The sequence below is a fragment of the Caulobacter sp. GW821-FHT12F03 genome (genome assembly GCF_058806855.1).
This window is the reverse complement of record NZ_JBXAQC010000004.1, coordinates 208,197-223,834: the sequence shown is the minus strand read 5'-3', so window position 1 is coordinate 223,834 and position 15,638 is coordinate 208,197. Positions and strand designations below refer to the sequence as shown.

At 69.1% G+C, this 15,638-nt stretch carries 20 protein-coding genes and 1 riboswitch; of the genes, 8 read left to right on the top strand and 12 right to left on the bottom strand.

Annotated features, from left to right (window positions below; translation table 11 throughout):
• Nucleotides 1-11: 11 nt before the first annotated feature.
• Both AC1RN0_RS12335 and AC1RN0_RS12330 read right to left on the bottom strand, forming a co-directional pair.
• On the bottom strand, nt 12-1,130 hold the full coding sequence (locus tag AC1RN0_RS12335; RefSeq protein ID WP_492787734.1) for a DJ-1/PfpI family protein: 1,119 nt from the start codon (nt 1,128-1,130) through the stop codon (nt 12-14).
• A gap of 68 nt (nt 1,131-1,198) precedes the next feature.
• Nucleotides 1,199-1,321, bottom strand: coding sequence for a hypothetical protein (locus tag AC1RN0_RS12330; RefSeq protein WP_492787733.1), 123 nt, complete (start codon nt 1,319-1,321; stop codon nt 1,199-1,201).
• 97 nt (nt 1,322-1,418) lie between these two features.
• Here AC1RN0_RS12330 and AC1RN0_RS12325 point away from each other — a divergent pair, with 97 nt between their 5' ends.
• The gene (locus tag AC1RN0_RS12325; protein ID WP_492787732.1) at nt 1,419-2,408 is read left to right on the top strand and encodes a GlxA family transcriptional regulator; all 990 of its coding nucleotides are present in this window, start codon (nt 1,419-1,421) and stop codon (nt 2,406-2,408) included.
• A gap of 42 nt (nt 2,409-2,450) precedes the next feature.
• Here AC1RN0_RS12325 and AC1RN0_RS12320 read toward each other — a convergent pair whose 3' ends face one another.
• Together AC1RN0_RS12320 and AC1RN0_RS12315 are read right to left on the bottom strand one after the other, a co-directional pair.
• The gene (locus AC1RN0_RS12320; protein ID WP_492787731.1) at nt 2,451-2,561 is read right to left on the bottom strand and encodes a hypothetical protein; all 111 of its coding nucleotides are present in this window, start codon (nt 2,559-2,561) and stop codon (nt 2,451-2,453) included.
• Between the two features lie 195 nt (nt 2,562-2,756).
• Nucleotides 2,757-4,625, bottom strand: coding sequence for a ribonucleoside-diphosphate reductase subunit alpha (locus AC1RN0_RS12315; RefSeq protein WP_492787730.1), 1,869 nt, complete (start codon nt 4,623-4,625; stop codon nt 2,757-2,759).
• Nucleotides 4,626-4,901: 276 nt separating this feature from the next.
• Here AC1RN0_RS12315 and AC1RN0_RS12310 point away from each other — a divergent pair, with 276 nt between their 5' ends.
• The gene (locus AC1RN0_RS12310; protein WP_492787729.1) at nt 4,902-6,215 is read left to right on the top strand and encodes an acetyl-CoA hydrolase/transferase family protein; all 1,314 of its coding nucleotides are present in this window, start codon (nt 4,902-4,904) and stop codon (nt 6,213-6,215) included.
• Nucleotides 6,216-6,247: 32 nt separating this feature from the next.
• Nucleotides 6,248-6,430: riboswitch (yybP-ykoY riboswitch) on the top strand.
• 6 nt (nt 6,431-6,436) lie between these two features.
• Nucleotides 6,437-7,000 carry a TMEM165/GDT1 family protein gene (locus tag AC1RN0_RS12305; protein ID WP_492787728.1) on the top strand — a complete coding sequence of 188 codons (564 nt, stop codon included), beginning with the start codon at nt 6,437-6,439 and terminating at the stop codon, nt 6,998-7,000.
• 3 nt (nt 7,001-7,003) lie between these two features.
• On the opposite strand, the gene AC1RN0_RS12300 is transcribed toward AC1RN0_RS12305, so the two are convergent.
• Nucleotides 7,004-7,504, bottom strand: a complete 501-nt coding sequence (locus tag AC1RN0_RS12300; RefSeq protein WP_492787727.1) for an SRPBCC family protein — start codon at nt 7,502-7,504, stop codon at nt 7,004-7,006.
• Nucleotides 7,505-7,633: 129 nt separating this feature from the next.
• Here AC1RN0_RS12300 and AC1RN0_RS12295 point away from each other — a divergent pair, with 129 nt between their 5' ends.
• Nucleotides 7,634-8,053 carry a hypothetical protein gene (locus tag AC1RN0_RS12295; protein ID WP_492787726.1) on the top strand — a complete coding sequence of 140 codons (420 nt, stop codon included), beginning with the start codon at nt 7,634-7,636 and terminating at the stop codon, nt 8,051-8,053.
• Nucleotides 8,050-8,355 (top strand): DUF1330 domain-containing protein, encoded by a 306-nt coding sequence (locus AC1RN0_RS12290; protein ID WP_492787725.1) that lies wholly within the window; start codon nt 8,050-8,052, stop codon nt 8,353-8,355. Before AC1RN0_RS12295 ends, AC1RN0_RS12290 begins: the two co-directional genes overlap by 4 nt.
• Here AC1RN0_RS12290 and AC1RN0_RS12285 read toward each other — a convergent pair.
• Entirely contained in the window at nt 8,352-9,017 is a 666-nt protein-coding gene (locus AC1RN0_RS12285) for a TMEM175 family protein (protein ID WP_492787724.1), read from the bottom strand. The two genes, AC1RN0_RS12290 and AC1RN0_RS12285, sit on opposite strands and share 4 nt — an antisense overlap.
• 100 nt (nt 9,018-9,117) lie before the next feature.
• Between AC1RN0_RS12285 and AC1RN0_RS12280 the strand changes: the two genes are divergently transcribed.
• On the top strand, nt 9,118-9,750 hold the full coding sequence (locus tag AC1RN0_RS12280; protein ID WP_492787723.1) for a glutathione S-transferase N-terminal domain-containing protein: 633 nt from the start codon (nt 9,118-9,120) through the stop codon (nt 9,748-9,750).
• Here the strand turns inward: AC1RN0_RS12280 and AC1RN0_RS12275 are convergent.
• The 6 genes from AC1RN0_RS12275 to yaaA form a co-directional block, all read right to left on the bottom strand.
• Complete coding sequence (locus tag AC1RN0_RS12275) at nt 9,747-10,745, bottom strand: NAD(P)H-dependent flavin oxidoreductase (protein WP_492787722.1); 999 nt, start codon at nt 10,743-10,745, stop codon at nt 9,747-9,749. The two genes, AC1RN0_RS12280 and AC1RN0_RS12275, sit on opposite strands and share 4 nt — an antisense overlap.
• Nucleotides 10,746-10,759: 14 nt before the next feature.
• The gene (locus tag AC1RN0_RS12270; RefSeq protein WP_492787721.1) at nt 10,760-11,542 is read right to left on the bottom strand and encodes an SDR family NAD(P)-dependent oxidoreductase; all 783 of its coding nucleotides are present in this window, start codon (nt 11,540-11,542) and stop codon (nt 10,760-10,762) included.
• Between the two features lie 62 nt (nt 11,543-11,604).
• Nucleotides 11,605-12,030 (bottom strand): NUDIX hydrolase, encoded by a 426-nt coding sequence (locus AC1RN0_RS12265; RefSeq protein ID WP_492787720.1) that lies wholly within the window; start codon nt 12,028-12,030, stop codon nt 11,605-11,607.
• Nucleotides 12,027-13,088 (bottom strand): patatin-like phospholipase family protein, encoded by a 1,062-nt coding sequence (locus AC1RN0_RS12260; protein WP_492787719.1) that lies wholly within the window; start codon nt 13,086-13,088, stop codon nt 12,027-12,029. The genes AC1RN0_RS12265 and AC1RN0_RS12260 overlap by 4 nt, the downstream gene beginning before the upstream one ends.
• Nucleotides 13,073-13,864: a 3-hydroxybutyrate dehydrogenase gene (locus AC1RN0_RS12255; protein WP_492787718.1), complete on the bottom strand. Its 792-nt coding sequence runs from the start codon at nt 13,862-13,864 to the stop codon at nt 13,073-13,075. Before AC1RN0_RS12255 ends, AC1RN0_RS12260 begins: the two co-directional genes overlap by 16 nt.
• A 71-nt stretch (nt 13,865-13,935) precedes the next feature.
• Nucleotides 13,936-14,703: a peroxide stress protein YaaA gene (yaaA, locus tag AC1RN0_RS12250; protein WP_492787717.1), complete on the bottom strand. Its 768-nt coding sequence runs from the start codon at nt 14,701-14,703 to the stop codon at nt 13,936-13,938.
• A 143-nt stretch (nt 14,704-14,846) separates the two neighbouring features.
• Here yaaA and AC1RN0_RS12245 point away from each other — a divergent pair, with 143 nt between their 5' ends.
• Nucleotides 14,847-15,305 (top strand): hypothetical protein, encoded by a 459-nt coding sequence (locus AC1RN0_RS12245; protein ID WP_492787716.1) that lies wholly within the window; start codon nt 14,847-14,849, stop codon nt 15,303-15,305.
• Nucleotides 15,302-15,601, top strand: a complete 300-nt coding sequence (locus tag AC1RN0_RS12240) for a transcriptional regulator (protein ID WP_492787715.1) — start codon at nt 15,302-15,304, stop codon at nt 15,599-15,601. Before AC1RN0_RS12245 ends, AC1RN0_RS12240 begins: the two co-directional genes overlap by 4 nt.
• Nucleotides 15,602-15,638 lie beyond the last annotated feature (37 nt).

Sequence of the window (15,638 nt, the reverse complement as noted above, 5' to 3'; positions counted from 1 at the left end):
CGGCCGTCGGTTCAGGGCGCGGGCGGGTCGTACTCCAGCCCCTGCTTCGCAAGCTTCACCGCGAACGGGCCGTAGCGCCGGCCCATGGCGTCCAGAGCCTGGTCGAGTTGGGGCGCGGCGGGTCCTGCGTCGCCCGGAATCCGGTAGCGACCGTCCACCGGCTCGGCATCGGGCACGATGGTCAGGCCGTGGCGCGACACCACCGACGCCCGGCCGGGCCGGGTGGTCACCACCCGGGCGCGGAAGCTCCGCTGCCAGGCGTCGGCGCGCAGGGCCAGGGCCACCTCGTCGACGCCGTCGGCCACGGGGGCTTCCACCGTCTCGTGCGACCATACCGCCGCCAGCACGCCGATCGCATGGGCGTAGTCGCCCTTCGACAGGTGGAAGTCGGCCGTGCGGTGCATGGCGCTCCAGTCGCGGACGCCCAGCCGCCCGGCGGTCGCCTCGGCCGCCTCACGCCCGCCGATCGCCTCGACCAGCGCCAGCGACATCGGGATCGAGGCGCTCACGCCGGTCGTGGAGATGACCGGTCCGTCCTGAATATAGCGCCGGTCGCGCACCCAGACGGTTTCCGGATACGCCTTCTCCAGCGCCTTCATCGCGCCCCAGTGGGTGGTCGCGCGGCGGCCATGCAGCAGCCCGGCATTGGCCAGCACCCGCGCGCCCTCGCAGACGGAAACGATCACCGCGCCGCGCGCGGCCTGATCCCGGACCCAGGCGGTCAGGGCCTTGTCCTTGGGCGACATCTGCGCCGGCACGATGACGATGTCCGCGCCTGCCGGCTCGGCCAGGTCGAACTGCGCCAGCGTCTGGTCGGCGCGGATCTTCAGCGCCATGCGCAGCTGGATCGGGCCTTCGCCGGTCGACAGGCTGCGCACCTCGGCGACGCCGGAGTCCTTCAGCACGCCGTAGGGGATGATGAAGTCGGTCACTTCGGCGCCGACGTTCTCGCCGACGACCACGACCAGCGGCCGCGTACGGCCGGCCTTGGGCGCGGGCAGGGTCAGGCGGTCGGCGGCGCCGCGTCCCGCGGCCACGACGGGCGTCTCGACGGCCAGCCGGTCGGCGGCCTCGGCGGCGACGAGGGGCAGGGCGAGAAAGCCGGTGATGATCAGCAGGGGAACGCGCATGGCGGAAATCTCTCTCGGACAGGGACCCCCGGCGCCGCTCGGCGGGACCGGGGGTCGAGGGTCGATGGTCAGGCGACGGTCTGGGGCGCGGCGCACGGGGCGACGCAGGCGCAGGCCGAGCCGCACTGGCAGGACGGGCCGCAGTCGCAGGCCGGGCAGGTGCAGGGGTTGCAGGGGCATTGGTCGGTCATGGTCTTGTCTCCATCTCGGCCGGGGGATCCGGCGATGGGACAATCCTGACGAAAGACAGGGCTGGCGGAAATGTCATTGATATCGCATATTGCGCCAATGACCCGTCCTGACGCCCGCCCCCGCTCCATCGCCCTCGTCGGCTATCCCGGCGTCCAGTCGCTCGACCTCGTCGGCCCGCTGGAGGTGTTTTCCATGGCCAACAACTACGGTGGCGGCGACCGCTACCGGCCGATCCTCGCCTCCGCGGAGGGCGGCGACATCCGCTGCAACTCGGGTCTGCTCCTGGCCGGAGCGACGGCGCTGGCGGACCTGCCGGACGGGCTGGACACCATCCTCGTCGCCGGCGGATCGGACGCCGGGCTGCGGGGACAGGAAGGCGGGCCGCTGATCGACTGGCTGGTTGCGCGCCGCGACACGACACGCCGTATCGGCAGCGTCTGCTCGGGCGCCCTGGTGCTGGCCGCCACGGGCCTGCTCGACGGTCGGCGGGCGACCACCCACTGGGGCGTCTGCGGTCTGCTGCAGACCCGCCATCCGGACGTTCAGGTCGACCCGGACGCCATCTTCGTCGCCGATCCGCCGTTCTTCACCTCGGCCGGGGTCACCGCAGGCATTGACCTGTGCCTGGCCCTGGTCGAGGCCGACTGCGGCCCCGACATCGCCCTGGCGGTGGCCCGCAATCTGGTGCTGTTCATGCGCCGGCCGGGCGGCCAGACGCAGTTCAGCGCCGGCCTCAACGTCCAGGCTGCGGCCAGCCCCCGGCTGCGGCGGCTGGTGCTCGACATCACCGAAGATCCCGTCGGCGACCTCAGCCTGCCGACCCTCGCGGCCCGCGCCGGCATGACCGAGCGGACCTTCTCGCGCGTGTTCCACCGCGAGACGGGCGTCACCCCCGCCGCCTTCGTCGAGGCGGCGCGCCTCGACCGCGCCAAGGCGCTGCTGGAATCGTCCGACTGGCCGCTGGCCCGCGTCGCCGAGCGCGCCGGCTTCGGCAGCCTCGACGGCCTGCACCGCGCCTTCCAGAAGCGCCTCGGCGCGACGCCGGGCGAATACCGCCAGCGGTTCGGACGGGCGGGGTCGGCCTGACGGGCGGGACGCGCTGGATCCGCGCGCCCGGCCCCAAGCCCCCTACTTCTTGCCGGCGACCTCGATGAACCGGCTCGTCGGCGCGGCGGCGGGCTTCTTGTCCGCCTTGGGTTTGCGGACTTCCTTGTTGGACTTCTTCTGACCCTTGGCCATGACCGTCTCCGGTAAGCGGCGCCCGGGGCCCTGCAAAACGCCGGGCGAGGGTCTGCCGGCGGTGATGGGGTCTTCTACAGCATTCGGGGCCCGGGACCCAACGGCCGATTGCGCCCTGACAGCCGCGGTCCGGACATGGAAACGCCGGCGCGACAGGGTCGCGCCGGCGTTCCGTCTTTCCCTTCCGGGATCAGGTCACTGACAGGCGAGGCACTCGTCGTAGTCAGTCTTTTCGGCGTCTTCGAAGCTGTAGGTGTCGACGGTGTCGGCGCCGGCGTGGCTGGCGCGCTGCACGGACTTGGAGCGCAGGTAGTAGAGGCTCTTCATGCCGCGTTCCCAGGCCTGCCAGTGCAGCATGTGCAGGTCCCACTTGTCGACGTCGCCCGGCAGGAAGACGTTGACCGACTGGCTCTGGCAGATGTCGGGCGTGCGGTCGGCGGCCAGTTCGATGACCCAGCGCTGATCGATCTCGAAGGCCGTCTTGTAGACGTCCTTGTCGTCCTGGCTGAGGCAGTCGAGGTGCTGCACCGAGCCTTCGTTGGCCAGGATGCTGTCCCACACCGCGGGCGTGTTGGCGCCCTTGGCTTCAAGCAGGCGCTCAAGGTAGGGGTTGCGCACCGCGAAGGTGCCCGACAGCGTCTTGTGGCTGTAGATGTTGGCCGGGATCGGCTCGATGCCGGCGCTGGTGCCGCCGCAGATGATGCTGATGCTGGCGGTCGGGGCGATGGCCAGCTTGTGGCTGAACCGCTCCATCACGCCCCGCTCGGCGGCGTCGGGGCAGGGCCCCTTTTCCTCGGCCAGCTTGACGCTGGCCTTGTCGGCCTCGCGGCGCAGGTGCTTGAACAGCCGCATGTTCCACGACTTGGCCAGCGCGCTCTCGAACGGCACGTTCTGGGCCTGCAGGAAGCTGTGGAAGCCCATCAGGCCCAGGCCCACCGAGCGTTCGCGCATCGCGGCGTAGACAGCATGCTTGGCGTCGACCGGGGCGCGCTTGATGAAGTCTTCCAGCACGTTGTCGAGGAAGCGCATGACGTCCTCGATGAACATCGGCTCGTCGCGCCATTCGAGGAACGACTCCGCGTTGACCGAGGAGAGGCAGCAGACGGCGGTCCGCTCGACGCCCAGGTGGTCCTTGCCGGTGTGCAGCATGATCTCGCTGCACAAGTTCGACTGGCGGACCTTGAAGCCCAGCTCCTGCTGGTGCTTCGGCAGGGCGCGGTTCACCGCGTCGGAGAAGATCAGGTAGGGCTCGCCGGTCTGCAGCCGCAGCTCCAGCACCTTCTGCCAAAGGGCGCGGGCGTCGACCTCGCGCAGCACTTCGCCGGTCTTGGGCGAGCGCAGGCCGAACTTCGTGCCGTCCCGCACCGCGTGCATGAACTCGTCGGTGATCGAGATCCCGTGGTGCAGGTTCAGGGACTTGCGGTTGAAGTCGCCCGACGGCTTGCGGATCTCGAGGAACTCGTCGATCTCGGGGTGGTGGATGTCGAGGTACACCGCCGCCGAGCCGCGGCGCAGGCTGCCCTGGCTGATGGCCAGCGTCAGGGAGTCCATCACGCGGATGAAGGGGATGATGCCGCTGGTCTGGCCGGCGCCCTTGACCTTCTCGCCGATCGACCGGACGCCGCCCCAGTAGGTGCCGATGCCGCCGCCGTTGGCGGCCAGCCAGACGTTCTCGTTCCAGGTGCCGACGATGCCGTCGAGGCTGTCGCCGACCGCGTTGAGGAAGCAGCTGATCGGCAGGCCGCGGTTCGCGCCGCCGTTCGACAGCACCGGCGTCGAGGGCATGAACCACAGCTTGCTCATGTAGTCATAGACGCGCTGGGCGTGGTCGGCGTCGTCGGCGAAGGCCGTGGCGACCCGCGCGAACATGTCCTGGTAGGACTCGCCCGGCAGCAGATAGCGGTCCTCGAGCGTCGTGCGGCCGAAGTCGGTCAGCAGCGCGTCGCGGCTACGGTCGACCTCGACCTTCTTCACCAGCGCCAACTGCGGCTTGTCGCCGGACAACCAGGCGGAATCACCTGCCGCCTCACCGAGGGGAATTTGCCGTGCCGCTTCGCCCATCATGTCCTAAAACCCGTGACCAAACAGCGGCTTCACAAACGAACAGCCCGCCCTGAAGACGCTACATCTTGTGGGCATGACGCCCCCTGAACCCACTATATGGGGCCACGAGGGCTAATGACTCGTCAACGGGGAGAAACGCCTCGGAGGCGACTTTTTCGTTAACAAACTGTTGAGAAGCCATCCGTAGACCATCGTTCCGCAAGGGTTCGACAACCTTTTCAGACACCTGCGTCTCCCCCTCGTCGGCGGGGCCTGATGCGTGGCATGATGTCGCCGATGACCCCCGAACAAATCTACGCTGAAAAGCGCATCACCGCGACCGAGGCCGCCGCCCGCATCGAGTCCGGGGCCCGCATATCGATGGGCATGGCTCTCGCCGAGCCGCCGGCCATCCTCGCCGCCATCGCCGCCCGGGCCGAGGCGAACGAGATCGACGAGATCAAGGTCTTCTACTTCCATTCGACGCCGCACGCCGGCATGACGGTGCTGCGCTACGAGCTGATGGACCGGATCCGCCCGCACTGCTTTTTCCTCGGGCCCATCGAACGGTCGCTCATGGAGCGCGGCGCGGCCGACGGCCGTCGAACGATTGATTTCGTGCCGGGCGCCTTCAGCCAGGCCCCGCGGCTCATGTGCGACCCGGCGCCGATCGACTTCCACGTGACCGCCGTCTCGCCGATGGACAAGCACGGGTACTTCAGCTTCGGCCCCAGCAACGACTACGGCTCGACCGTCGCGCGCTGCGCCCGCCAGACCATCGTCGAGGTCAACAAACACACCCCGCGCGTGCGCGGCGGCATGATCCACGTCAGCGAGGTCGCCGGCATCGTCGAGAACGACCTGCCGCTGTTCGAGAACCTCTGCCGGCCGCCGGCCGCCGAGGACGCCGCCATCGGCCGGATCATCGCCGGGCTGGTCGAGGACGGGTCCTGCCTGCAGATGGGCATCGGCGCCCTGCCGGACGCCGTCTGCGCGGCCCTCGGCGGCCACAGGGACCTGGGCATCCACACCGAGCTGCTCTCGCCCGGCCTGGTCGCCCTGATGAAGGCCGGCGCGGTCACCAACAGCCGCAAGGTCACCGACCCGGGCCTGTCGATCTTCACCTTCGCGCTCGGCGACCAGTCGCTCTACGATTTCATCGACGACAACGCCGCCGTCGAGAGCCGGCCGGTGGCGTACGTCAACGACCCGGCGGTGATCGCCCGCAATGACCGCGTGGTCTCGGTCAACGCCACCCTGCAGATCGACCTGTCCGGCGCCTGCAACTCCGAGCACCTCGCCGGCCGGCAGTTCAGCGCCGCCGGCGGCCAGCTGGACTTCGTCCGCGGGGCCTACGCCTCGAAGGGCGGCCGGTCGATCATCGCCTGTCATTCGACGGCGAAGGAGGGGACGCTTTCGCGCATCACAACGCGGCTGGACGGCCCGGTCACCACGCCGCGCAACGACACCCACATCGTCGTCACCGAGTTCGGTCATGTCGATCTCAAGGGGCTGTCGACGGCCGAGCGGGCCAAGGCCCTGATCCGCATCGCCCACCCGAAGTTCCGCGACGAGCTGACCGCCGCGGCGAAGGCGGACGGCAGCCTCTAGGCTTGCGTTCCGCCCCCTCGCGCCGTATCAGCCCCGTCGTCACTGGGGAGTAGCCGGCTGCGCATTCAGCAGCGGGTGCGTCAACAAACTTGGAGCCGCGGCTCCATGGCGCATCCAGCCTGGAAAGGCCTGGCGAGACCTTTGGCTTTCGCGTGCGGTCGAGCGGGACCGGGGCGCGGAACGCCATTGGTCTGTCTAACCGGTCCCGCCAGGACAAGATTATGGAAGCCTTCCTCGTCTCCGCCGGCCTCGTGGCCATCGCCGAAATCGGCGACAAGACCATGCTGCTGGCCATCGTGCTGGCGGCGCGGTTCCGAAAGCCCTGGCCGATCCTGGCCGGTATTCTCGTCGCAACCCTGGCCAACCACGGCCTGGCCGCGACGGTCGGGTCGGTCGCCGGCCACGCCCTGCACGGCGTCTGGGTTCACTGGGTGCTGGGCCTGCTGTTCATAGCCTTCGGCGTCTGGGCCCTGATCCCCGACAAGTTCGAGGACGACGAGGCGCCGTCAGCCGTGAAGGCCGGCTCGGTTTTCCTGACCACCGCCATCGCCTTCTTCTTCGTCGAGATGGGCGACAAGACCCAGATCGCGACCGTGGCGCTGGCCGCGCGGTTCCACTCGATCCTGCTGGTCGCGGCCGGCACGACGGTCGGCATGATGCTGGCCAACGGCCCTGCGGTCTGGCTCGGCGAGACGGCGGCTACCCGCCTGCCGATGAAATACATCCGCTGGGCGGCGGCGGCGGCCTTCGCGGCGATCGGGGTCTGGATCCTCGTTGCCGGCTGACCGTCAGGCCAGCAGCGCGCGGTAGGCCTCGCGGGCCGCCTTGAAATGCTCGAACGGAAACTTGATCGGCACGTCCTCAAGGGCGGCGGCGAGCATTTCGAGGTGGGCTTCCCATCCGGCGGCGGCCCGGCCGGCGTCCTCGCCGGCGGGGATGGTCAGGGTGAGCACGAGGCGCGTCGCCGCCGGGCCGTCGGCCTGCAACTCCCACCGCACGGGCCGCAGCGGTTCGCCCGGCTCGCTCCAGCTGTATTCCAGCAGGGCGCCGGGCTTGAAGGCGCTGACCAGGCTGTCGATCGTCGTGCCGGAGTCGATGAAGTCGAGCCGCGCACGACCGCCCTGATGCAGCTCGATCTCGCCCGGCGCCAGCCACTGGCCCAGCCGGGCGGGCTCTGTCAGCGCGGCCCAGACGGTGGCGAGCGCATGGTCGAAGGTCCGCGTCATGACCACCTGGACGGTGTCGGCATGGCGGCTGACCTGGCCGAGGACGAGGGGGGTATCGGTCATGACGGGCTGCTCCAGGAAGGGAAGTCGCACCGGTAGCCTCCGTCGTCGTGGCCGACCGTGACCTGAATCAACAGGCAGGCCCCTCGCTGGCCCTAGACTTACAACCTGTGCGGATAGCGAGGTTCCTCCATGGGCAAGTCCCTGACCGCGGGCGGGGTCTATTTCGGCCTCGTCTTCTCCCTCGGCGTGATCCTGGGCGTGCTCAGGGTGACGGTGGTCGCGGCCCGGCTGGGGGTGGCCGGCGCCATGGCGGTGGAGTTGCCGATCATGCTGATCGCCTCCTGGATCATCTGCGGCGGCGTCCTGACGCGGTTCGACATCGGCGCGGAACGAGGCGATCGGAGTCTGATGAGCGCCACGGCGCTGGTGCTGATCGTCATCGCGGAACTCGCCCTGGCCCGGTTTCTGGCCGGCCAGACCTTTGGCGAGACGCTGGCGTCCTATCGGAACATTCCGGCCATCATGGGCCTCGCGACCCAGGTTGCGTTCGTCCTGTTTCCGCTGTTCCGTCTGCGGCGAGACAGATTCACCGTAAGGACCCGCCTGTGACCGACGCCGCCGCCAAGCCCGCCTATGTCATCCTGATCCGCGATCGCATGGTCGACGCGGACGAATTCGCGACCTACGGCCAGAAGGCCCGCGCCGCGCGGGAGGGGCACGCCGTCACGCCGCTGGCCTTCTACGGCCGGCACGAGGTGCTGGAAGGTCCGCCGGTCGAGGGCGCGGTGATCCTGACCTTCCCGAGCTTCGCCGAGGCCCAGGCCTGGTACCGTAGTCCGGCCTACCAGGAAGCCCTGAAGCACCGTCTGGCGGGGGCCGAGTACCGGGTGATGATCGTCGAGGGCGTCTAGGCCTCGGCCGCCTCGGCGGGGCCTTTCGCCGGTCTCGCCTTGCGTGGGCCGAACAGCAGCCGCGCGAGGATCAGCACCGGCGGAAACAGCAGCCAGCACATCGACGACAGCCGCGGCTCGCCGATCAGGCTGAGCCACAGTCCTGCGCCGAACACGATGCCCGGCGACGCCGCCCGCGAGAGCCGATAGGCGACCTCGCGCGTCGTTGCGCCGCCGACCAGTCGTCCCTTGTCCCGGTAAAGCGCCAGCACCAGCAGGCACTGGGCCACGGCGGCCGAGATCAGCACGACCGAGTAGATGCGCCAGGCCTCTCCCCGCGTGCCGTATTCCCCGAGGATCGCCGAGGCGAACGGCATCAGGGCGATGGTGAACAGGAACAGCAGGTTCAGACAGGTCACCGGCCAGTCGAAGATCTTCATCGGCCGGAACATCGCCATGTGGCCGACCCAGAAGATGCTTATCACGCCGAAACTGGCGAAAAAGGCGACGAAGTGCGGGGTCATTCCGCCCAGGGCCGCGATCAGGCCGTCGGCGCTGTGCAGTTGCGGCGGGCGCAACTCCAGCACCAGCAGCGTCAGGACGATGGCGAACACCGCGTCCGAGAAGAACACCAGCCGATGCAGCAGGTGGCCGTCATCCCGATCATCGCTCGCGCCGCTCATCCCGCCCCCCTCGATTCAGCCGTGTCATTGGCCGGGCTTACCGATGGCCCGTCAACTCCCTACCTAGGGCGCGGGCCGCTTCAAGAACACGGATACGCAGATGATCGATCTCTATACCTGGACGACGCCGAACGGCCGCAAGGTCTCCATCCTGCTGGAGGAACTGGGCGTCCCCTATGCGGTGAAGCCGGTCAATATCGGCAAGGACGAGCAGTTCTCGCCCGCCTTCCTCGCCATTTCCCCGAACAACAAGATTCCGGCCATCGTCGACCACGACGCCGAGGGCGGCGAGCTGCCGATCTTCGAAAGCGCCGCCATCCTGGTCTACCTGGCCGACAAGTACGGTCGGTTCCTGCCGGCCTCGGGCGCGGCCCGCTGGAAGGCGCTGGAGTGGCTGGCCTGGCAGGTCGGCGGACTGGGGCCGATGCTCGGCCAGCTGGGCTATTTTCTCAGGGCGACCGAGCCCGTGCAGTCCACCATTGACCGCTTCGCCGTGGAATCGACCCGGCTGCTCGGCGTGATGGATCGCCGCCTGAAGGAGGCCGACTACCTGGGCGGCGACTACTCGATCGCCGACATGGCCTGCTATCCGTGGATCGCGGCCATGGCGCCCCTGCTCAAGACCACGCCCCTGATCGCCGGCTGGGACGGCATGACCGGCGTCCATCGCTGGCTCGACGCCGTCGCCGCCCGCCCCGCCGTGCAGCGGGGCATGGCGGTTCCGCAGATCTAGGCCGCCGTCTCGCGGGCCACGGCCGGGCTGGCGGCGTTCAGCGCCGTCAGCCGGCCGATGGCGGCGTGCGCCTCGGCCATCAGGCGGCGAACGATCTCGGCGGCCGGGAGGACATCGTGCACGCCGCCGGCGCTCTGGCCCATGGCGAAGCAGGACTTGTCGGGGTCGAGACCCTCGACCTGCCCGCCGATGCCGCCCATGGCGTTGTTCCTGATGCTGATACCCGCCTGGATCGGGAAGGGCTGGATGTCGGCCGGCCGGCTTTCCCAGTCGGCGACATAGGGGTTCTTCTGCACGCGCATCGGCTTGCCGCTGTAGCAGCGGGTGCGGACAGTGTCCTCGTCGGACGCCTGCAGGATGGTCTCGCGATAGAGGTCGCCGGCATGGGCCTCGACGCTGGCGATGAAGCGGGTGCCCATCCAGACGCCCTGGGCGCCCAGCGCCAGACAGGCCGCAAGGCCGCGGCCGTCATACAGGCCGCCGGCGCCGACCACGGGAATCTTCACCGCCTCGACGGCCTGGGCCAGCAGCGGCAGGGTGCCGACCAGACCCGTGTGCCCGCCGCCTTCGCCGCCCTGGCAGATGACCGCGTCGCAGCCGGCCTGCTCGGCCTTCACCGCGTGCTTCACCGCGCCGCAGACGACCATGACCTTCAGGCCGGCCTTCTTCAGCTTCTCCATGATCGGCATCGGAACGCCCAGGCCCGCGATGAAGGAGCTGGCCCCTTCCTCGATGATGATCTCGACGGCGGCCGTCAGGCTTTCCGGCGAGGCGGCCAGCAGGTCGACGCCGAACGGCTTGTCGGTCAGCGCGCGGACCTTGCGCATCTGTTCGCGGATGAACTCCGGGCTGGTGCCGGCCATGCCGAGCACGCCGTAGCCGCCCGCGTTGCTGACCGCGGCCGCGAGTTCGGCGTAGGAAACGCCGCCCATGCCGGCCAGCATGATCGGATGCTCGATGCCGAGCATGTCGCAGAGGGGGGTGCGGAGGGACATCTGTCGCTGCTTTCTCAGAAGATCGCGTAGCCGCCGTCGATCAGGAAGGAATCGCCGGTGTGGAAACGGGAGGCGTCGGACGCCAGGTAGACGGCCATGCCGCCGAAGTCCTCGGGCGTGCCCCAGCGACGCATCGGCACGCGGCTGATGACGTTGGTGGTGAACTTGTCGTTGCCCTGGGCGCCGGCGGTCATGTCGGTGGCGATCCAGCCGGGCAGGATGGAGTTGGCGCGCACGCCGTAGCGGGCGTGCTCGACGGCGATCGACTTCATCAGCGAGACCACCGCGCCCTTGGTCGCGGCATAGGCCTCGTTGCGGGCCGCGCCCTCGATGGCGGCCAGCGAGGCGACGCCGATCAGCGAACCGCCGGGATCGCCGGTCTTGGCGCGCTCGACCATGTGCTTGGCCGCTTCCCGCAGGGTCCAGAACACGCCGTCGAGGTTCAGCGCCATGTTGAAGTTCCACACGTCGGTGGACATCTCGGAGAAGGACGCCGCGCCCCGGCCGCGGCCGGCGTTGGCGATCACGGTGTCGACCCGGCCCATGGCCGTCACGGCTTCCTGCATGCCCGCGACCACCTGGGCCTCGTCGGCGCAGTCGACGATCTGGGCCTTCACCCGCACGCCGTAGCTGGTCAGCTTGCCTTCGGCGGCCAGCGTCTTGTCGGGGTTGGACCCCCAGATGACGATGTCGGCGCCGGCCTGGGCCATCGCCTCGGCCATGCCGAGGCCAATGCCGCCGTTGCCGCCGGTGACGAGCGCGACCTTGCCGGTCAGGTCAAAGGGCTTGTAGGCCATGGTGCGTCACTCCCCGTGAACATCTGTTTGAGGCGCACAAAAGGCGGGTGACGCGGCGGCGGTCAAGCGCCGAAACGGTCGAAGGCCTCCTCGACCACCCGACGGGTGACATCCCACTCGATCAGATCAAGCGCCGTCTCGCGCGAAAAGAACCGGGCGTCGGCCGCGTCGTCCCCGGCGACCGGCTCGCCCGACACCCAGCGGGCGGCGTAGTCGACCATCACATAGTGGCGGGTGACCTCGCCGGTTTCGCGCGAGGTCATGATTCCGTCGACGGCGTCGATCAGGCCCAGAAGCTCGGCGGTGACGCCGGTTTCTTCGATCAGTTCGCGCAGGGCGGCGTCGGCCGAGCTCTCGCCCCACTCGATCCGGCCGCCGGGCAGGCTCCACTGGCCCAGCCGGGGGGCGGTGCCGCGCTTGATCAGCAGGATCTCCGAGTCGCGGAAGCAGACGACGCCGGCCGTCGGCCGGGGATGCTGTCCGCTCACAGGAATTCGGCCCTCAGGTCGACGGTGGAGGCGACTCCGACCTTGTCGAGATTGGCCGCCAGCCAGGCGTCGGCGGCCGCCCGCCCGCGCCCGCGCAGGTCGGTCAGGAAGGACCATTCGGTGCTGAACTTCGAGGCCATGGACAGGTCGCCCAGGTAGCCGTCGGCGGTGATCGCATGCACAAACATATGCCGGTAATGGCTCCGGGCGCTCTCCTTGAGCAAGCCCTCGTCGAGCAACTTCCGCACGAAGGCGATCGCCCGAAGCTCGGCCGACAGGCTGGCGTTGAAGGTGATCTCGTTGAGCCGGTCCATGATTTCCGCCGGGCTTCTGGGCAGTTCCTTGCGCTCGAACGGATTGAGACTGACCACCAGCACGTCGTCCGGGGTGTCGGCGTAGAGCAGCGGCCAGAGCGCCGGATTGGCCAGGTAGCCGCCGTCCCAGTAGGGCTCGCCCTCAATCTCGACCGCGTGGAACAGCGTCGGCAGACAGGCCGAGGCGAGGAGGTGATCGACCGTCAGCTCTTCATTGCGGAAAATCCGCGCCTTGCCCGAGCGCACGCCGGTGGCGGACACGTAGAGCTGAAGCGCCGTGGGCGCGCGGATGGCCTCGAAGTCGATGACCTTCTCGAGCACCGCTTTCAGCGGGTTCAGGTTGAAGGGGTTGAACTCGTAGGGACTGAGCGTCGTGCCGAGGCTGCCGGCCCAGCGCCAGGCCGGGCTGTCCTTCAGCCAGTCGGGCCGAAGCACCGAGGTCCAGACGCTGGAGTCGCCGAAGACCGTGCCGTTGCGGCTGTCGGCGTTGCTCGAGGCCCGCCACAGCGCGGCCAGGCTGGCCTTCGCCCCCTCGCGGCCGCCCGCCGCCAGGCCCGTGGCGAGGGCCGCGGCGTTCATCGCCCCGGCCGACGCGGCGGTGACGGCGGCGATCTCCAGGGTTTCTTCCTCGAGCAGGCGCTCGATCACGCCCCACTCGAAGGCCCCGTGCGATCCGCCGCCCTGCAGCGCCAGGCTGATCGGGCGGGGCGCGCGGCTGGCCGGGGGCTTCACGCGGCGGTCCATCCGCCGTCGACGGAAAGGATGGCCCCGTTCACCGACGCCCCCACATCGGCGCACAGGTACAGCAGCATCCCGGCCAGCTGCTCGACGGTGACGAACTGCTTGGTCGGCTGGGCGGCGAGGATGACGTCGCGCATGACGGCTTCCTCGCTGATGCCGCGGGTCCTGGCCTGGTCAGCGATCTGGGCCTCGACGAGCGGCGTCTTCACATAGCCGGGGCAGATGGCGTTGACCGTCACGCCGCTGGTGGCCAGCTCGAGCGCGGCGGTCTTGGTGAAGCCGGCGACGCCGTGCTTGGCGGCGACGTAGGCGCTCTTGAACGGCGAGGCGACGAGGGCGTGGGCCGAGGCGATGTTGACGATGCGCCCGCGCTTCGCCGCCTTCATCGCCGGGATCGCGGCCCGCGTGGCGTGGAACACCGACGACAGGTTGATGGCCAGGATGCGGTCCCACCAGTCGATCGGGAAGTCCTCGATCGGCGAAACGTGCTGCACCCCGGCGTTGTTGATCAGAATGTCGAGGCGACCGAAGGCGGCGACGGTCGAGGCGACCATGTCGGCGATCTCGTCCGGCTTCGTCATGTCAGCGCCGTGGTAGCGCACCTCGACACCGTGGCGCGCCGCCAGATCGGCGCGCGTGGCTTCGATGGCGGCCGGATCGCCGAGGCCGTTGATCACCAGATTGACGCCGGCCGCGCCCAGCGCGTCAGCCAGTCCGTGCCCGATTCCGCTCGTCGAGCCCGTGATGATGGCGACCTGTCCCCGAAGTTCGGAGGTCATGGGCGATAGCTCCCGCCAGTTTTTGTTGCGGTGCAACATAAACGTTCAGGCCCGTGAGAGCGAGCGGCAATTCAGCCTGACTTGCGCAGGAAGACCCAGTCGACGTCGGTCGAGAGGTCAGGTCGCCAGGCGTAGCCCTCGCGGTCGAAGTCCTTGAGCCCCTCGACCCGGTCGATGCGGCCGTCGATGGCGTAGCGGGCCATCATGCCGCGGGCCTTCTTGGCCATGAAGCTGATCTGCTTGGTCACGTCCCCGCGGTCCTCGAAGAACCGGCAGGTGATCACCGGCAGGGTCAGGGCCTTCAGGTCGACGGCCCCGAAGTATTCCTGGCTGGCCAGGTTCACCAGCCGCCGGTCCCTGTGGCCCTCGGCGGCCTCGTTGAGCGCGCGGGCGATGCGGTCGCCCCAGAACTGGTAGAGGCTTTTGCCGCGCTTCGTCTTCAGCTGGACGCCCATCTCCAGCCGGTAGGGCTGGATGGCGTCGGCCGGGCGCAGCACCCCGTACAGGCCCGACAGGATGCGCAGGTGGTCCTGCGCCCAGGCGAACGCCTTCGCATCGAGCGAACGCGCGTTCAGCCCGGCGTAGACATCGCCGTTGAAGGCCACGGCCGCCTGGAGCCCGTCCTCGACCGACGGGTCGAAGGCCTGGAACCGGGCATGGTTCAGGTCGGCCAGCTTCTCGGAGATGTCCATCAGCTGGCGCAGGTCGCGCGGCCGCAGCTTGCGGGTCACCGTGTCCAGTTCGGCGATGTCGTCCTTCAGCGCCGGCGTGGTCAGCGGCAGGACCCGCTCCGGGGCCTCGAAATTCATGGCCTTGGCGGGCGAGATGACCATCAGCATGGGGGCGGAGATAGAGCGCGCGGGCGGGGAAGGCCAGCCCCGTTCGCATGAGTCTCAACGCAGCTTTCCGAGTTGGAAAGTTATAACTTGACGATGTGGAAAGTGATTGGTAGCTTTCCAATATGGAAACTCAGGAAACGCCGATGGCCCCGCCTTCACCCGACGACGCCGCCCGCATGCTGGCCGAGGTCAACGCCGCCAGAACCGACATGGCGCGCCGCGCCGTCGCGCCGGTCTGGTATCACCCGGCCCTGGGCCTGTTGGTCGGCGGCCTCGTCGCCGTTCAGGGCCAGTCCCTGTGGATCGTCGGCCCCTACTACGCCGTCTTCCTGCTCGGACTCATGGGCCTGGTGCACGCCTACCGGGCTCACACCGGGGTCTGGATCAACGGCTACCGCAAGGGGCGCACGATGGTTGTCGCGGTCGGACTCGCGGCGCTGGTCACGGCCATCATGCTGGGCAGCGTCTGGCTTTCACGGGAGCGGGGCCTGGCGATCGCCCCGGTCATCGGCGGCGTGCTGGTCGCACTCCTCACCACCGCCGGCGGCTTTGTCTGGGAAATGGCCTATCGTCGCGACCTGCGGGACGGGAAGCCTCTGTGAGCGGCGCCCTCGACCCCGTCATTCATGCGCCCAACCGGCTGCAGATCTGCTGCATGCTGGCGGCGGCCACCACCATCGACTTCGCCACCATCCGCGAGGCGCTCGACGTCAGTGAATCCGTGCTCAGCAAGCATGTGAAGCTGCTGGAGGAGGCCGGTTACCTGACCGTCCGCAAGGCGCCGTCGGGGGGGCGGGTGCGCACCTGGCTGACGCTGTCCGCCGCGGGGCGCCAGGCGCTCAAGGGCCATCTGGCGGCGTTGAACGCCCTCATCGCCAGCGCCGGCCCGGACGTCTGACGTCGCGCTTGCCCCGGTCACGCGGGCGGGGTCATCC

Excerpts from the sequence above, each read along its gene's own strand:
- AC1RN0_RS12335 (WP_492787734.1), bottom strand. The coding sequence starts at position 1,130 with ATGCGCGTTCCCCTGCTGATCATCACCGGCTTTCTCGCCCTGCCCCTC.
- AC1RN0_RS12330 (WP_492787733.1), bottom strand. The coding sequence starts at position 1,321 with ATGACCGACCAATGCCCCTGCAACCCCTGCACCTGCCCGGCCTGCGAC.
- AC1RN0_RS12325 (WP_492787732.1), top strand. The coding sequence starts at position 1,419 with ATGACCCGTCCTGACGCCCGCCCCCGCTCCATCGCCCTCGTCGGCTAT.
- AC1RN0_RS12320 (WP_492787731.1), bottom strand. The coding sequence starts at position 2,561 with ATGGCCAAGGGTCAGAAGAAGTCCAACAAGGAAGTCCGCAAACCCAAG.
- AC1RN0_RS12315 (WP_492787730.1), bottom strand. The coding sequence starts at position 4,625 with ATGATGGGCGAAGCGGCACGGCAAATTCCCCTCGGTGAGGCGGCAGGT.
- AC1RN0_RS12310 (WP_492787729.1), top strand. The coding sequence starts at position 4,902 with ATGACCCCCGAACAAATCTACGCTGAAAAGCGCATCACCGCGACCGAG.
- AC1RN0_RS12305 (WP_492787728.1), top strand. The coding sequence starts at position 6,437 with ATGGAAGCCTTCCTCGTCTCCGCCGGCCTCGTGGCCATCGCCGAAATC.
- AC1RN0_RS12300 (WP_492787727.1), bottom strand. The coding sequence starts at position 7,504 with ATGACCGATACCCCCCTCGTCCTCGGCCAGGTCAGCCGCCATGCCGAC.
- AC1RN0_RS12295 (WP_492787726.1), top strand. The coding sequence starts at position 7,634 with ATGGGCAAGTCCCTGACCGCGGGCGGGGTCTATTTCGGCCTCGTCTTC.
- AC1RN0_RS12285 (WP_492787724.1), bottom strand. The coding sequence starts at position 9,017 with ATGAGCGGCGCGAGCGATGATCGGGATGACGGCCACCTGCTGCATCGG.
- AC1RN0_RS12280 (WP_492787723.1), top strand. The coding sequence starts at position 9,118 with ATGATCGATCTCTATACCTGGACGACGCCGAACGGCCGCAAGGTCTCC.
- AC1RN0_RS12275 (WP_492787722.1), bottom strand. The coding sequence starts at position 10,745 with ATGTCCCTCCGCACCCCCCTCTGCGACATGCTCGGCATCGAGCATCCG.
- AC1RN0_RS12270 (WP_492787721.1), bottom strand. The coding sequence starts at position 11,542 with ATGGCCTACAAGCCCTTTGACCTGACCGGCAAGGTCGCGCTCGTCACC.
- AC1RN0_RS12260 (WP_492787719.1), bottom strand. The coding sequence starts at position 13,088 with ATGGACCGCCGCGTGAAGCCCCCGGCCAGCCGCGCGCCCCGCCCGATC.
- AC1RN0_RS12255 (WP_492787718.1), bottom strand. The coding sequence starts at position 13,864 with ATGACCTCCGAACTTCGGGGACAGGTCGCCATCATCACGGGCTCGACG.
- yaaA (WP_492787717.1), bottom strand. The coding sequence starts at position 14,703 with ATGCTGATGGTCATCTCGCCCGCCAAGGCCATGAATTTCGAGGCCCCG.
- AC1RN0_RS12245 (WP_492787716.1), top strand. The coding sequence starts at position 14,847 with ATGGCCCCGCCTTCACCCGACGACGCCGCCCGCATGCTGGCCGAGGTC.